The organism is Paenibacillus antri, from assembly GCF_005765165.1.
Classification (GTDB): domain Bacteria; phylum Bacillota; class Bacilli; order Paenibacillales; family YIM-B00363; genus Paenibacillus_AE; species Paenibacillus_AE antri.
This window is the reverse complement of sequence record NZ_VCIW01000021.1, coordinates 71,183-84,593: the sequence shown is the minus strand read 5'-3', so window position 1 is coordinate 84,593 and position 13,411 is coordinate 71,183. Positions and strand designations below refer to the sequence as shown.

Annotated in this window: 16 protein-coding genes; 6 read left to right on the top strand and 10 right to left on the bottom strand. The window is 63.5% G+C overall.

The window, feature by feature from the left end; genetic code table 11:
• Positions 1-21: 21 nt before the first annotated feature.
• From FE782_RS25350 to FE782_RS25340, 3 genes are read right to left on the bottom strand one after another with little or no spacing between them, the layout of a single operon-like run.
• Positions 22-1,278, bottom strand: a complete 1,257-nt coding sequence (locus tag FE782_RS25350; RefSeq protein ID WP_138197161.1) for a glutathionylspermidine synthase family protein — start codon at positions 1,276-1,278, stop codon at positions 22-24.
• Positions 1,279-1,282: 4 nt separating this feature from the next.
• The gene (locus FE782_RS25345) at positions 1,283-1,591 is read right to left on the bottom strand and encodes a hypothetical protein (RefSeq protein ID WP_138197160.1); all 309 of its coding nucleotides are present in this window, start codon (positions 1,589-1,591) and stop codon (positions 1,283-1,285) included.
• A gap of 20 nt (positions 1,592-1,611) precedes the next feature.
• Positions 1,612-2,073, bottom strand: coding sequence for a hypothetical protein (locus FE782_RS25340; protein ID WP_138197159.1), 462 nt, complete (start codon positions 2,071-2,073; stop codon positions 1,612-1,614).
• Positions 2,074-2,275: 202 nt separating this feature from the next.
• Here FE782_RS25340 and FE782_RS25335 point away from each other — a divergent pair, with 202 nt between their 5' ends.
• Positions 2,276-2,464 carry a hypothetical protein gene (locus FE782_RS25335; protein WP_138197158.1) on the top strand — a complete coding sequence of 63 codons (189 nt, stop codon included), beginning with the start codon at positions 2,276-2,278 and terminating at the stop codon, positions 2,462-2,464.
• Positions 2,465-2,520: 56 nt separating this feature from the next.
• Here FE782_RS25335 and FE782_RS25330 read toward each other — a convergent pair whose 3' ends face one another.
• From FE782_RS25330 to FE782_RS25310, 5 genes are read right to left on the bottom strand one after another with little or no spacing between them, the layout of a single operon-like run.
• The gene (locus FE782_RS25330; RefSeq protein WP_138197157.1) at positions 2,521-3,315 is read right to left on the bottom strand and encodes a TatD family hydrolase; all 795 of its coding nucleotides are present in this window, start codon (positions 3,313-3,315) and stop codon (positions 2,521-2,523) included.
• Positions 3,312-4,109: an ABC transporter ATP-binding protein gene (locus FE782_RS25325; protein ID WP_138197156.1), complete on the bottom strand. Its 798-nt coding sequence runs from the start codon at positions 4,107-4,109 to the stop codon at positions 3,312-3,314. The genes FE782_RS25330 and FE782_RS25325 overlap by 4 nt, the downstream gene beginning before the upstream one ends.
• An 11-nt stretch (positions 4,110-4,120) precedes the next feature.
• The gene (locus tag FE782_RS25320) at positions 4,121-4,885 is read right to left on the bottom strand and encodes an ABC transporter permease (RefSeq protein WP_138197155.1); all 765 of its coding nucleotides are present in this window, start codon (positions 4,883-4,885) and stop codon (positions 4,121-4,123) included.
• Complete coding sequence (locus FE782_RS25315; RefSeq protein WP_138197154.1) at positions 4,882-5,181, bottom strand: thiamine-binding protein; 300 nt, start codon at positions 5,179-5,181, stop codon at positions 4,882-4,884. The genes FE782_RS25320 and FE782_RS25315 overlap by 4 nt, the downstream gene beginning before the upstream one ends.
• Positions 5,182-5,196: 15 nt before the next feature.
• Positions 5,197-6,213 (bottom strand): ABC transporter substrate-binding protein, encoded by a 1,017-nt coding sequence (locus FE782_RS25310; protein ID WP_138197153.1) that lies wholly within the window; start codon positions 6,211-6,213, stop codon positions 5,197-5,199.
• 364 nt (positions 6,214-6,577) lie between these two features.
• Here FE782_RS25310 and FE782_RS25305 point away from each other — a divergent pair, with 364 nt between their 5' ends.
• The 4 genes from FE782_RS25305 to FE782_RS25290 all read left to right on the top strand — a co-directional run bounded on the left by FE782_RS25305 (position 6,578) and on the right by FE782_RS25290 (position 9,059).
• Positions 6,578-7,153: a DUF975 family protein gene (locus FE782_RS25305; RefSeq protein WP_138197152.1), complete on the top strand. Its 576-nt coding sequence runs from the start codon at positions 6,578-6,580 to the stop codon at positions 7,151-7,153.
• A gap of 169 nt (positions 7,154-7,322) precedes the next feature.
• Positions 7,323-7,796 (top strand): ribonuclease H-like YkuK family protein, encoded by a 474-nt coding sequence (locus FE782_RS25300; RefSeq protein ID WP_138197151.1) that lies wholly within the window; start codon positions 7,323-7,325, stop codon positions 7,794-7,796.
• Between the two features lie 109 nt (positions 7,797-7,905).
• The gene (locus FE782_RS25295) at positions 7,906-8,274 is read left to right on the top strand and encodes a hypothetical protein (protein ID WP_202914606.1); all 369 of its coding nucleotides are present in this window, start codon (positions 7,906-7,908) and stop codon (positions 8,272-8,274) included.
• A 149-nt stretch (positions 8,275-8,423) separates the two neighbouring features.
• Positions 8,424-9,059 carry a hypothetical protein gene (locus tag FE782_RS25290; protein ID WP_138197150.1) on the top strand — a complete coding sequence of 212 codons (636 nt, stop codon included), beginning with the start codon at positions 8,424-8,426 and terminating at the stop codon, positions 9,057-9,059.
• Here FE782_RS25290 and FE782_RS25285 read toward each other — a convergent pair.
• Positions 9,030-9,596, bottom strand: coding sequence for a uracil-DNA glycosylase (locus FE782_RS25285; protein ID WP_138197149.1), 567 nt, complete (start codon positions 9,594-9,596; stop codon positions 9,030-9,032). The two genes, FE782_RS25290 and FE782_RS25285, sit on opposite strands and share 30 nt — an antisense overlap.
• Positions 9,597-9,740: 144 nt before the next feature.
• On the opposite strand from FE782_RS25285, the gene FE782_RS25280 reads away from it, so the two are divergent.
• Positions 9,741-10,073 (top strand): hypothetical protein, encoded by a 333-nt coding sequence (locus tag FE782_RS25280; protein WP_138197148.1) that lies wholly within the window; start codon positions 9,741-9,743, stop codon positions 10,071-10,073.
• Positions 10,074-10,194: 121 nt separating this feature from the next.
• Here the strand turns inward: FE782_RS25280 and FE782_RS25275 are convergent, their stop codons facing one another.
• A complete protein-coding gene (locus FE782_RS25275; protein ID WP_138197147.1) occupies positions 10,195-13,398 on the bottom strand; it encodes an MMPL family transporter in 3,204 nt (1,067 codons plus the stop codon).
• Positions 13,399-13,411: the final 13 nt, after the last annotated feature.

The following is a 13,411-nucleotide window of genomic DNA, read 5'->3' as shown; positions in this document are numbered from 1 at the left end:
ACGCTCCTTATCGTTACGATGTTATTCCTGCAGCGCCACGGGCGCAAAGTACGCCGCGTTGCCGGTGATGCGCCCGCCGATGCGGGCCACGATCGCGGACGGCCTTCCGCCGATCAGGAAGGCGCCCCAGAGCAGCCGTCCCTCCGTCTCTCCCCGCAGCGTCCGCACGCGGACGCGCGGCAGCTCCACGCGCTTCTGAAACACCGCCGGCTGGTCCCAATACAACGTCTCCCCGTCCCGCTCCTCGGAGACGCCGTCCGCGTCGAACAGCTCGACCGCGCCGCCCTCCCGGCCGAAGATCGGCTTCCGGACGTACGGCGCCGAGCCGTGAAAGACGTTATCCATATACGTCGGAAGCATGTACTGCCGAATCGCCTCGTGCTCCTCCCGCGCGAAGAACGTGCGCTGCTCGTGCAAGCTCCAGATGAGCGCCTGCAGCGCCTTCGTCTGCGCGATGAACGCCGACGGCGGATTGAGCAGCGCGAGCCGGCGCCGCGCGATCAGATCGAGCGCGTGCGCGCCGGTCGGATAGCCGTCTTCGTCGCGCTCCTCCGCGAGCTTCTCGAGCGCGTGCAGCCGGTACAGCAGATCGATCGGCGTATGCGTCTCGCCGTCTTCCTCCAACGCGCACAGTCGGTCCCGGTAGACGCGAAGCGAAGACAGCGGGACGAAGCGCCCGCCGATGCCGGCGGCCTCGAGCAAATACCGCGTCGTTCCGGCGTCCTCCTCATGCCAGTCGAGCGCCGCGAACGCGATGCGATTCGGGTCGACGGAATAGCCGGATTCCCGGTACGCGTCTACCGCCGCGCGGAAGGCGCCGGCGATCGACGACGCCATCCCTTCGTTCGGATCGATGCGCCCGAGCGCCCGGCACACGTCGCCGTTCACCCGGAACGCCTCCACGACGCTCGTCGGCGTATCGCTGTTCCACTCGAGCATCTTCACCCCGTCCGGCGTCTCCACGAAGTCGAACCGGCCGACGACGGTCGCGGCATGCGAAAGCATCGGCAGCCGTACCGCGGCGAACGTCGCCTCCGGCAGGCCGAGCTGTCGCAGCAGCGCGTCGTCGGATTCGCGAACGACGCCCGCGACTTTCGCGTAGACGCGTCCGAGCCGTTCCGACGCTTCCGCGATCTCGCGGCGCAGCCGGAGCGAGATGGTCACAGGGTCCGCGAGCGCGTATTCTTCCCCGTCGATCGTCTCCCACGGGAACGCCCCCGAGGCGCGCAGCGGACCGTACAGCCGCTCGCGCTTCAGCGCATAAGCTTCGTTGGTCATCCGTTCACCCGCCGCTTCCCGTCGAGCTGCCGATGCCGCCCTTCGATCCGGATACGCCCTTAGAGATGCCCGTGGACGGCTTCTTCTTGCCGTCGATGTCGACATCCGCGAAGGCGCTTCGATAATACACCTTCCGCCCGTTTATATAATGCATCCCGTACGCGCCGCCGCCGCCGTCGTCGCAATAGCTGTCGCCGTCGTCATCGTAGCATTCGTCTTCGTCCAACGCGGCGCCCTGCGAGGAGCAGCCGGACACCGTCAACGCGGTGACGAGAAATAAGCCGACCATTCGGTTCGTGATCAACTTCTCCATCCGTTCATTCCCCCTTCCGCTCAGCCCTCGGTCGATCTCGTCGCGTAGTATACGTAGACGCCGCGATCCTCGTCGACCTCCGTCGACGATCGGTTCCAAGAGAAGCCGTTCCAATCGACCGCGTCGGATTGAAGAAGCAGCAACGCGTCGTCGTCGTCCGCATAGCGGAACGTATGCAGCAGCGGGTACGTCTCCGCTTCCTCGGCATATTCCCGGAACTCGACCCGAATGCCGCCGCCGAGCGCGATCGCTCCGGTTGCGTCCGGCACGGCCGCGTTCTCTTCCGTCGCCGACCGGACGTAGACGACGTATAAGCCTCTCTGCAGCGCCGCGGACAGCTTCTCGTACACGACTCCGTCCTTGACGAAGTAGTCGCACGCGAACCGCAGCGAAATCTCGTCCTTGTCGATGCGATTGTACACGTACAATAACGGATGCCCGCCAGCCGCATCCGCCAACCGATATTCCAATCGAGCTGCCAAGCGAAACCCTCCTCGTGTTCGTAAGAATGACGTTTCATACGCGACTCGCGATCATCGGTTCCTGCACATCTTATTCGCCGTCGTCGCGCGATATCCCTTCCGAAGCGGGACGCACGTTCCCGTCGGATTGACATACAATATAGAAAGCGCTATCATTATTGTAGTCACAATTTTCTGACATCTTAACGTGGAGGGGATCGCGATGTTTTTCGAATCCGAATACCGCCGCAAAGCCATGGAGCATTGGCAGTCGTCCCGAGCGGAGACGGAACGCGAGATCGCCGAGGACGTAAGGAAGACGCAGGAGCAGCTTCAGGGCTGGGTCGAACGAACCAGAACCCGACTGCACTCGTTGGTTTCCTACGGGCGTTCGCATAACCGATACGAATAAATACGGAAGGGCTGCCGGACCAGCGACGATGTCGCCGGGACGGCAGCCCTTCCTTGTTATCCGTATAAGCGCTCCGCGTTCCGCGCCAGCGTCTCCGCCGCCTGTTCCGGCGTCAGACCGTGCGCCTCGGCGATCCGTCTCGTCACGTCCCGCACCATGGACGGATGCGTCTCCCGTCCTTCGAAGGGACCCTCGAACGGCCACGGGCCGTCCGTCTCGGTCAACGTCAGCTCGAGCGGGATGCGCCCGAGCAACGGCCGCGTCTCCTCGTCGTACAAGCAGTCCGGCGTGAACGAGACGTACCAGCCGCCCCGGACGATGCGCTCGATCGCGAGCTCGTCCCCCTTGAACCAGTGGAAATGGGCCCTCCGGACTCCCGCCGCCTCCAGGACGTCGCAAGCCTTATGCGCGTCTTCGTATACCGCGTGCAAGGCGAGCGGCAGGTCGAAGCGGACCGCGAACGCCGCGAACCGTTCGAGCAGCCGAACGTACGGCGCCTCGTCGAACGGGAGGCCCGCTCGCTCCGCCTCCTGCCGCGAGTAATACGGCAAGCCGACCTCGCCGACCGCGAATCGCTCGCCTCTCCCCGCGCGAGACTCCATCCACGCGAACAGCGCGTCGGCCGTCTCGTCGCCTGGCGCCTGCTGCTCCGGATGGAAGCCGTACGCCGGACGCACGACGCCCGGGAACGCGGCGGCCAGCGCCGCCGTACGCTCCGAGGAGGCGAGGTCCATCGAGACGGCGACGAGCGCGCCGACGCCGGCGTCGACGCTCTCCCGGACGAGCGCTTCCGCGCGTTCGCCGTAGCGCTCGAGGTGCAGATGCGCGTCCCAATACCGGTGCGAACTCATGCGTGCACGCCCCCGGATCGCAGCGTCTCGTAGATGCGCTTCTTCAAGTCAAGGAAGGCGCCCTCCGACGTCACCGTCTCGTCCCGCGGACGGCCGAACGGCACGTCGACGACGTCCGCTACCGTCGCCGGTCGGCCCGCCAGTACATAGACGCGGTCCGACAGGAGCAGCGCCTCTTCGATGCTGTGCGTCACGAACAAGACGGACCGCCGCGTCTCCTCCCAGATGCGCAGCAGCCACTGCTGCATCTCGATGCGGGTGAGCGCGTCCAATGCGCCGAACGGCTCGTCGAGGCACATCAGCTCCCCGGGAGCCAGCAGCGCCCGCAGGAACGACGCGCGCTGCCGCATGCCGCCCGACAGCTGGTGCGGCAGCGCTTCCTCGTAGCCGGCGAGCCCGACGCGCCCGAGCCACTTCCGGGCCGTCGCCCGCGCGGCCGCCTTGGACGCGCCGGCGATTTCCTGCGACAACACGACGTTGTCCAGGATGCTTCGCCATGGGAACAGGCTGTCGTGCTGCGGCATATAACTGACGAGCCCGCGCTCTCCGGTCACGTCCCGCCCGTCCAGCAGCACCTGACCCGCCGTAGGCTCGGTCAATCCGCCGATCATATAAAACAACGTGCTCTTCCCGCTTCCGGACGGACCGACGACCGACACGAACTCCCGATCTTTCACCGTAAGATCGATGTTCGCCAGCACGTCGGCCGTCTGTCCGCCGATGCGGTACGACTTACTTAACGATCGCAGCTCCAGCTTATAAGCCGCGGACTCGTCCTCCGTGTTTATTGCCATGACTTCCTCCCTTACTCCCGGTCGATCTGCCAGCGGATCACGCGCCGCTCGACGGCGACGACCAGGCCGAACAGTACCAAGCTGAGCGACGCGATGAAGACGATCGCCACGAACATGTTGTCCACCTGAAAGCCCGAATGCATTAAATTCAAGTAGACGCCAAGCCCTTTCTTGGCACCGACCCATTCCGAAATGACGGCACCCAATACGCTGTATGCGGCCGACACCTTCAGACCCGAAAACATCGAGGGCATCGACCAAGGCAGTTCCAGCTTCACGAACGTCTGCCAGCGCGTCGCGCCGGCCATCCGCATATACCCTACCATGCTGCGATCGGCGCGGGCAAGCCCGTCTAAAGTCGCAATCGCGATCGGGAAGAAGCACACCATCGTGAGAAGCATGAGCTTCGGCTGAAGGCCGAAGCCGAACCACACGACGAGCAGCGGCGCGAGCACGATCGTCGGCACGTTCTGCGACAGCAGCAGCAGCGGCGCCACCGCTCGTCGAAGCAGCGGGGACAGATGAAGCGCGAACGCGACGGCGAGGCCGACGACGGCCCCGAGCGCGTAGCCGACGACGGCGATCACGAGCGTCGATCCCATGTGGGAGAATACGATCGCCGGATTTTCGAGGAACGCCGCCGCGACGGCCAAGGGGCCCGGGAACAGGAACGGCGGAAACCACTCCAGCCGCGCGATCGTCTCCCACGCGGCGAGGAACAGCAGCGCCGCCGCCGCGGGGGGCAGGAACGCGCGGAACGCGGCCGCCGCCTTCATGCTCTCGGATATTTCGCGAGCAGGCGGTCCATCGAAGCGCCGTTCGTCGGGTTATACGAAATCTTCACCTGCGAGAGGACGCTCGGCGCGCCGATCGCGATCATCTCTTCGTTCATCCGCTTCACGACGTCGAGCAGCTCCGCGAGCTCGCCTTCCATCGTCGTCTCGAGCGGACCGACCAGATAAGGCACGCCCGACGCCGCGATCACCTCGATCGCCCGGTCGACGTACGGGATGACGCTCTCCCCGTTCGGGGTCTTCGGAAGGATTTGAATGCTTACCAGTGCGTTCGCCATGCGTTCGGTTCCTCCTTACTCCGGAATAAAGTCGTTCGTGAACGCCTTCGCGGCGTCGAATTCGCCTTCCATGACGCCGTGCTCGGTCATCCAGGCGGCGTAATTTTCCCAAACCTCGAGCTTCTGCTCGCCCCATCGCGGCGCATCGTCGATATACTTCTCGCTGAGCCACTTCTGGCTCGCGACGACGAGCTCCTCGTTCAGCTCCGGCACCGCGGCGAGCAGCGCCTTCGCGCTCTCTTCCGGATGCTCGGCCGCGTAGGTGTAACCCTTGGACGTCGCGCGGACGAATTTCTCCACGAGCTCCGGATCGTCCGCGATCAGCTTTTCGTTCGTGATGACGACAGGCGTGTAATAGTCCAATTTTTTAGAGTAGTCCGTCAGATAGACGATATCGATCGGCTCGCCGCGGAGCTCGGATTCGATGCCGGTCCACCCGTAGAAAATCCAGGCGAAGTCGATGCCGTTCTCCTTCATCGTGAAGAAGTCGGAATTGCCGGCGCTGAGCATCTCCACCTTGGAGAAGTCGGCGCCCGCCTCCTGCATGAGCGACTCGATCATCGCGGACTCGATCGGCGAGCCCCAGCCGCCGTACGTCTTGCCCTCGAAGTCCTTCGGCGACTTGAGGCCGACGGACGCCGGCGCCGCGAAGCCGGACGTATTGTGCTGGATGACGGCCGCGATCGAAACGAGCGGGAAGCCTTGGGTGCGCGCGAGCGTCACGTTCTCCTGCACGCTGATGCCGAACTCGACTTCGCCCGACGCGACGACGGCGTCCCCGCCCGCGTCGCCCGGTTGAATGATATCGACGTCGAGACCCTCTTCTTCGTAATAGCCTTCCGCGTCGGCGACATACAGCCCCGTATGGTTCGTATTCGGCGTCCAATCGAGTACCAACGTCACCTTCCGGAGCGCGTCTCCGCCTTCCGCCTGCCCTTCCTGTCCTCCCGCCGCGCAGCCCGTCAGCGCCGCCAACGCGAGCGCGGAAGCCGCGAAGGCGAAGCCCCACTTCTTCGTCCGTGCCAACTTCATTTCTCTTCTCCCCCGTCTCTCTTATTTTGTCCGGTTCGTTCAAGGCATCCAGCAAAAAAATAGACCGCCCCCGGGCATACGGATGCATGCCTAAGGACGGTCGTCGCGTCGCAAATATTCGCGGTTCTCTACGCTGGCATTACCCAGATCAGATTCACGGTCAGGAACACAAGGTCCCAATCTCAGCCGAACTTCATTCAGCCCCCGGTTTCCGTATTCGATTGTCGGACACATCGAGTATAGTAGAACCGCGCCCGCTTGGCAAGAGGAGGCAACTCGAAACTTCGATTGATGGCATAGGCGGAACCGCATTCGAATACCTTGTATCGAATTCAATTTAGGAAGCGTAAAAGGAGAGCGATCTATGAGTTCGAATGCGGAAATTCGCGCGGCGGCGCGCGACGCCCTGCGCGGGCAATGGGGCATGGCGGTGCTGGTCGCCTTCGTGTACATGGCGATCACGGCGGTGATCGGCAGCATCCCCGTCGTGAAAAATATCGGCCCGTTGCTGCTCGGCGGACCGCTGGCATTCGGGTTGTACGCGTATTTCCTGCACGTCGTTCGGGGGAACCGCCCCGAGCTCGGCGTCATGTTTTCCGGCTTTCAAAGATTCGTACCGACCCTAGTCTTGTATTTGCTGCAGGCGATCTTCGTCTTTCTGTGGATGCTGCTCTTGATCGTTCCCGGCATTATCGCCGCTCTCCGTTATTCGATGTCGTACTTCATTCTGCTGGAAAACCCCGGCTTGTCCCCGCTCGATGCGATCAACCGCAGCAAGGAGATGATGCAGGGACATAAGATGCAGCTCTTCCTCCTGCAGCTCAGCTTCATCGGATGGGCTCTCCTCTGCGTCTTAACGCTAGGCATAGGCCTCTTATGGCTGATGCCGTACATGCAAACGTCCATGGCCGCCTTCTACGAGCGGTTGAAATCCGCGTAAACTTCGATCCGGGTTCGCCCGGGTCCGCGCCTCGCCGCGCCCCGGCCGACCTTCAGGTCCGGGGCGCGGCTTTCTTCGTTTTCGAAAACCTCTTCGGATTGGAGCGAATTTTCTGACAATAGGATATACTGAGAATAATCCCCGTTTCTATCGGAAAGGAGTTCTCCTTATGCAATTCCGAAGCCCGACGTCAGGTCTCCTGTCCGTCGAACAGATGATTCGCCAAATCGCGGCGTTCCTCGAGGAAGATCCGAAAGCGCCGCATACCATCGTCATCGGCACGGATTCCCATACGACGAGCCAATCCACGACGTTCGTCACCGCCGTCGTCATTCATCGCGTCGGCAAGGGCGCGCGCTTCTACTTCCGCAAGCTTCGGCACAAGCCGATGTTCGATCTTCGGCACCGCATCTACAAGGAAACCGAGCTCAGCCTCGCGCTCGTGGACGTGCTGAACGCCAAAGGTATGAGCGCGCTCCTGTCCGCTTGGCCGCTCGAGATTCATATCGATATCGGCCAGCAAGGCGACACGAAGGCGCTCATCACCGAAATCAAAGGCTGGGTCACCTCCGTCGGATACGTGGCTCGCATCAAGCCCGAGTCGTTCGGCGCGAGCGCGGTGGCGGACCGGTTCACGAGCTGATCTTCGGTTTTCTCGATAAGGCGCGCATAAATTTCCCACTCCTGAGCATACTACGAGTCGGGTCGCGTTCGCGGCTCCAAATTTATGCTTTCACTCTAGGAGGGTATCGATGTACCAGTCGCAGAACAACCAACTTTCGCAGCAGTTCCAGCAGATCGAATCGCTCTGCCAGCAAGTGATCCAACAAACCCAACAGCATAATCAACTCTACTCCCAGATGGCGCAGTTGGAGCAGCAAAACGCGCAGCGCATTCAGCAGATGATGCAGGAGCAAGCGCAGCTGGCGCAGCTCGAGCAGCAGAACGCGCAGCGCATCCAACATATGCTGCACGAGCATTACAACGCGATCAACACGCTGCAGCAAGCGGTACAAACGTGCCGGCAGCTCGAGGGCTCCGTCCGTCAGGCGATGGGCTCGTTCTCGACCCATATGCAGCAGCAGCACGGTTCCCAATTGGGTCAAGGGTATTTCCAATAAATCGCGCCCTCGCGGCGCGCGGCCTCCCGGTTTCCGGGGGCCTTTTTTTTTCGTTGGCTATCGCGGTTCGACGGTCATAGCGGCCGCCTTGTCCGAATACATAAGAAAGATAGGTGAATTCGGATTCGGATGCGGGGAGGAAGCCGACAATGCTGAAGGAGACGTTGATCGTCGCGATCTTATTCTTCATGACGTCCATCGACACGATCCTGCTCATCTTCAGCGCGATCCGATTGAAGCGCCACCCGCAACCCCGCTTCGTCCGCCTGCTCGTCTTCTTGACGTTGTGCGCGGCGCACCCGCTGTACAGCTTTCTTGCCGACACGTTCTTCCGCCTGCCCGGGCTGCGGCTCGTCTCGGCCGTCTGCATCGTCTTCTTCGCCGTGCGCCTCGCGGGCGAGCCGCCGCTCGAGTTCCGATCGGCGGCGGTGCCGAAGCGAACGATCGGCGCGATCGTCGGCGCGACGCTGTGGCTCGACGCGCTGACGTCGATCGATACGTCCGTGCTCGTCTCGGCGGCGTCGCCGAGCGTCTGGGTCACGGTCGTCGGCAATCTGGCCGCGATGTCGCTCCTCGTCGCGCTCGGGCCGCGGCTGTACGCGTACGTCACGGACACGCCATGGGTGCAGATCGGGATCGGCGGCTTCATGTCCGCCTCCGCGGCGCTGCAGCTGCGCTCCGAACCGCTGCTCGGCGGCTGGGGCGCGCCGGTTCCGCTATACGCCGCGGCGGCCGTCTTGTTCGCGCTGACCGCGTTATACGGGTGGAAGCGACACCTCGGCTAGCGCGCGCCAGTCGGCAAGGAAGCTCGGCGCCAGATTCGGCCGCCGATGCACCGCGAGCGGATGATACGTGACGCGGACCGGGACGCCCTCCCAGTCGTGCCACCGGTTTCGCAGCTCCGCCATCTCGGCGTCCGGCCGGTTCAATACCGTCTGCGCCGCGACGAGGCCGAGCAGCATGACGGCCCGACGGCCCGCCAGCTGGGCTCGCAAGTACTCCATGCAAGCGTCGCGCGCCCGCTCCTTGTCGTATTTCCGGATCGGCCGGCACTTGAGCAAATACGTGACGAACAACGTCTCCTCCGTCCAACCGACTTCGGCGACGGCGCGCTGCAAGGCGACGCGGGTGGCGCAGACGAACGGCGTCCCTTCGCGATCCTCCCGCGCGCCGGGATTGTCGAGGACCGCGGCGACCGGCGCGTCTTCGGCGCCCTCCCCCCAGACGACGCGCGTCCGCTGCTTCGCCAGCTCGCATCGTTCGCAGCGGCTCGCCGGCTCCGGCGCGCGCGCCTCCGGCCATACGCTCGGGTTCCACGACACCGGCGTCCCTCCTTCCCATTTTCCGAAACTGTCATATAACTTCTTTAGGATTCCCGACTCGGAATAAAATGTACGCTCCCGCCGCACACTAACGACGAAGCAGAAATTGCCAAACTCTCACCTCTCGAAAGGAGACCTCGCCTTATGCAAGACAGTCAGACTCCCGTTCCTTCGAGCGCAAGCTCGTACCAACAATTCCAACAGCAGCGCTTCATGCGGCAGGAGCAGCAGGCGATGCAGGCGCAGCAGGCCATCCTCAACTCCGGCGCGGATTCGTTCTCGCAGAAAGTGATGGATACGGTGAACGCCCTCCGGAAAATCAGCGGCGATCTCGTCGGGGCGCAGAAGCAGTTGGAGGCGCAAATCCAAGCGCAGCAGCGGCAGCTGCAGCAGATGCAGCAAAACATCGACAGCGTATGCAACCAAATTCAGAACGCGTTCAAGCCGGGCGCGTCGGGTTCGTCGTATATACAGTAACGGGATAGAGAAAACGGTCGGGAGGGTTGGTTCCCGGCCGTTTTTCTCATTTGGCGACGCCGTCGACGCGAAAAAGGCCCGCGCTTTCGCGCGAGCCTCTCCTGCCTGTTAATGGATGCCGTTACATGCGCAGCGAAGAGTCCGACGCTTGCGCATACGCGGGCGACGGCTCCCCGTCGTCGACGTCTTCCGCGGCCGACTTGTTCATGAACGGCCACCAGTTCGCTTCGCCGAACGTGCGGACCATGACCGGGATGAACAGCGGCAGCATGACCAATGCGTACAGGAACAATCCGCATAGGACGATGACGGCGATCTGCATAAGCGACATGACCCCCGACGGGAGCATCGCGGCGAACGTGCCGCCGAGAATGACCGCCGCGGACATGATGACGGTGCCCATGTTTTTCATCGCGAGCAGGATGCCTTCCGTCGGCTTCAGATGGCGGTATTCCTTGAAGCGGTCCATCAAGAAGATGCTGTAATCGATGCCGAGCGCCATCAGCAGAACGAAGGCGAAGAACGGCACAGCCCAGCTGATGCCGCCGAGCCCTAAGATGCGGACGAACAGCACTTCCGCGATCGCCATGGACGTGAAATACGTGAGCAGCAGCGACAACACCAGGTAAATCGGCATGACGATCGAGCGGAACAGCAACACGAGAATGAGCAAGATGCCCACGAGCATAAGGACGACCGTCCGGGCGTAGTCGTTCGCGGATACTTCCCGCAGGTCGTTGTTCATGCTCGTGACGCCGTCGAGCGCATATGCGGCGGACGCGTATTCCGTCCCGCGCAGTCCGCGTTCGACCGCCGCCTCGAGCGCGGCCATCCGATCCATCGTCTCCGTGTCGTACGGGTTGCCGTCGAACACGACGTCGAACTTCACGATCTGCCGGTCGACCGACAAGTACGTATCCAACACCGTCTTGAATTCGTCGCTCTCTACGGCTTCCTGCGGCAAGTACCAACCCGTCAGCTCGGGGTTCGGGCTGCCCGACAATTGCGTCAAATACTCCTGCGCGGATTGCAGACCGTCCGTCACCTGCGACAAGCCGTCCACGCTCCGGTCGAGCCCGTCGGTCAATTCGCCGAGCTGGCCGGTCAGCTGCGCGAAGCCGCTCTGCAGCTCCCGCTGCCCGTCGGCGAGCTGATCGAAGCCGCCTTCGATGTCCGGCAGATTGCCGACGATTCTAGCTTGGCCTTCGGCCGCTTGGGCGATGCCCGCCTGCAGCTCGCCGATGCCTTGGGCGAGCGCGGCGAGACCGTCCGCGAGCGCCGCTTGCCCGCCGGCCGCTTGCTGGAAGCCGGCGTTCGCCTGCTGCATGCCGCCGGTCACGCCGGCGAGCTGCGCGTTCAGCTGCTTCAGGCCCGCGGCGAGCTCCGCCGCGCCGCCTTGCAGCTGCGAGACCGCGCCCTGCACTTGCAGGAACGTCTCATCCGATTGCAGCTCCGGGTATTTCAACGCCAACCCGCCGAGCCCTTGGCCGACGCTCGTCAGCCCTTCCGCGAGACTTGCCTGCTGCGTCGCGACTTCGTCGTAGGCGGCGGACAACGCGGCGAGACCCGTGCCTATCTCTTGATATCCCTTCAGCAGCTCGGCGCTCGCCGCGCTCAGCTGTTCGGCGCTCCGCTGCGCCTGCGTCAAGCCGTTCTTCAGCTCGCCGGCGCCGGCCGAGCCGTCGCGCAAGCCTTGCTCGATGCGCTTCAAGCCGTCGCCGAGCTGCGCGATGCCGTTCTTCAGCTCGTTCGTGCCGGCGATCAGCTGGCCGGCGCCGTCCACGGCCTCCTGGAGCTTCGGCGCGTTCTCGCCGAGCGCCGCGCTCGCTTCGGACAGGCCGCCGCCGATCTCGCCGAGGCCGTCCCCGGCGTCGCCGAGACCGTCTTCGAGCGTGCCGACCTGCCGCGTCACCTGCAAGTCCTCAAGCGGCTCCCCGGTCGGGCGGGTCGCGCTGCGGACCGTCTTGACGCCGTCCACCTTCGCCAGCTCGCGGGACACTTGCTCGACGACCGAGAGGCCCTCTTGGCTGTCGAACGGCCGGTCCGCCTTCACGACGACCGTCGTCGGCAGCGAATCGCCGGGACCGAAGCTTTCCGCGATCAGGTCGAACGCCTTGACCGAGTCGTACTTGTCGCCGATCTCGTCGAGCGAGCTGTAGGACGTCGCCTCTTGGTACACCGAGAGGAACGGAATCGTCACGACCGCGATCAGGAGCAGCGCCCATGCCGGACGCTTCAGCGAGAAGCGGCCGACGGCGCCCCAGAGGCCGCTCTGCTTATGCTCCAGCGAGCCGCGGGCCGGCCAGAAGATCGCCTTGCCGAACGTTGCCAGGAAGAACGGCACGAGCGTGACGAGCGCGAGCAGCAGCACGGCGACGCCGACGGCGACGGCGACCGCCGAGCGGTACAGCGCGAACGTCGAGAAGCCGATCGATACGAAGCCGACGAGGACGGCGAGACCGGAGAAGAACACCGTCTTGCCGGAAGCGCGGTACGTCGCGACGACCGCCGCGGACGCATCGCCCGAATGGGCGAGCTCTTCCTTGAATCGGCTGATGAGCAAAATGCAATAGTCCGTCCCGATGCCGAACAAGACGGCGACCAAGAAAATTTGCGTAAAGTTGGACAGCGGGAAGTTCGCGTATTCCACCAAATACGCGACGACCGACTGCGCCACGATGTAGCTGAAGCCGACGGCGATCAGCGGGATGAACGGCGCGATCGCCGAACGGAATACGAGCAGCAGAATCGCCAAGATGAAGACGACCGTAATCCATTCCGTCTTCTTCAGCCCTTCCTGCGAGCTCTCGATGACGTCCTCCGAGATCAGCCATCCGCCCGTGTAATAATGATCGACCGGCACGTCGTCGATCGCCGAATACAGAGCGTCTCTCGCCTCGGCCGGCGTGCGCTCGCCGAAGTCGACCGTGACGAGCGAGAGCACCGTCTTGCCGTCCTCCGCGACGAGCTGACTCTCCAGCTCCGGCGTATCGAAGTGCGTCGTGACGCCGGTGACGCCGGTTTCGGCGCCGTCGGCTTTCAGCCGCTCGAGCGCGTCCTTCATGGCGGCCCGATCGGCGTCGGTCAGCCCCGACGCGTTATGGAAGACGAGCACGGCGGACGCGCCGCTTCCCGCGTCGGCTTTGCCGGCGTTCAACTCGTCCATCAGCTTCGCCGCGACGTCCGACGAGGCGCCCTCCGGCACCGTGATTTGTCCCTTCGTGCGGACGAGCTCCTCCATGTTCGGGGCGGTCAGGAACAGCGCGACCGCGACGACGATCCATCCGGCGAAGACGGCCCATCGCCATTTCAGTATCGTTTTCATCATCCGATTCTCC

What these genes read in the sequence shown, in the direction of transcription:
- FE782_RS25325 (WP_138197156.1), bottom strand. Translation starts at nt 4,109, where the DNA reads ATGGCAATAAACACGGAGGACGAGTCCGCGGCTTATAAGCTGGAGCTG.
- FE782_RS25320 (WP_138197155.1), bottom strand. Translation starts at nt 4,885, where the DNA reads ATGAAGGCGGCGGCCGCGTTCCGCGCGTTCCTGCCCCCCGCGGCGGCG.
- FE782_RS25345 (WP_138197160.1), bottom strand. Translation starts at nt 1,591, where the DNA reads ATGGAGAAGTTGATCACGAACCGAATGGTCGGCTTATTTCTCGTCACC.
- FE782_RS25275 (WP_138197147.1), bottom strand. Translation starts at nt 13,398, where the DNA reads ATGAAAACGATACTGAAATGGCGATGGGCCGTCTTCGCCGGATGGATC.
- FE782_RS25330 (WP_138197157.1), bottom strand. Translation starts at nt 3,315, where the DNA reads ATGAGTTCGCACCGGTATTGGGACGCGCATCTGCACCTCGAGCGCTAC.
- FE782_RS25315 (WP_138197154.1), bottom strand. Translation starts at nt 5,181, where the DNA reads ATGGCGAACGCACTGGTAAGCATTCAAATCCTTCCGAAGACCCCGAAC.
- FE782_RS25300 (WP_138197151.1), top strand. Translation starts at nt 7,323, where the DNA reads ATGCAATTCCGAAGCCCGACGTCAGGTCTCCTGTCCGTCGAACAGATG.
- FE782_RS25280 (WP_138197148.1), top strand. Translation starts at nt 9,741, where the DNA reads ATGCAAGACAGTCAGACTCCCGTTCCTTCGAGCGCAAGCTCGTACCAA.
- FE782_RS25350 (WP_138197161.1), bottom strand. Translation starts at nt 1,278, where the DNA reads ATGACCAACGAAGCTTATGCGCTGAAGCGCGAGCGGCTGTACGGTCCG.
- FE782_RS25310 (WP_138197153.1), bottom strand. Translation starts at nt 6,213, where the DNA reads ATGAAGTTGGCACGGACGAAGAAGTGGGGCTTCGCCTTCGCGGCTTCC.
- FE782_RS25295 (WP_202914606.1), top strand. Translation starts at nt 7,906, where the DNA reads ATGTACCAGTCGCAGAACAACCAACTTTCGCAGCAGTTCCAGCAGATC.
- FE782_RS25305 (WP_138197152.1), top strand. Translation starts at nt 6,578, where the DNA reads ATGAGTTCGAATGCGGAAATTCGCGCGGCGGCGCGCGACGCCCTGCGC.
- FE782_RS25290 (WP_138197150.1), top strand. Translation starts at nt 8,424, where the DNA reads ATGCTGAAGGAGACGTTGATCGTCGCGATCTTATTCTTCATGACGTCC.
- FE782_RS25335 (WP_138197158.1), top strand. Translation starts at nt 2,276, where the DNA reads ATGTTTTTCGAATCCGAATACCGCCGCAAAGCCATGGAGCATTGGCAG.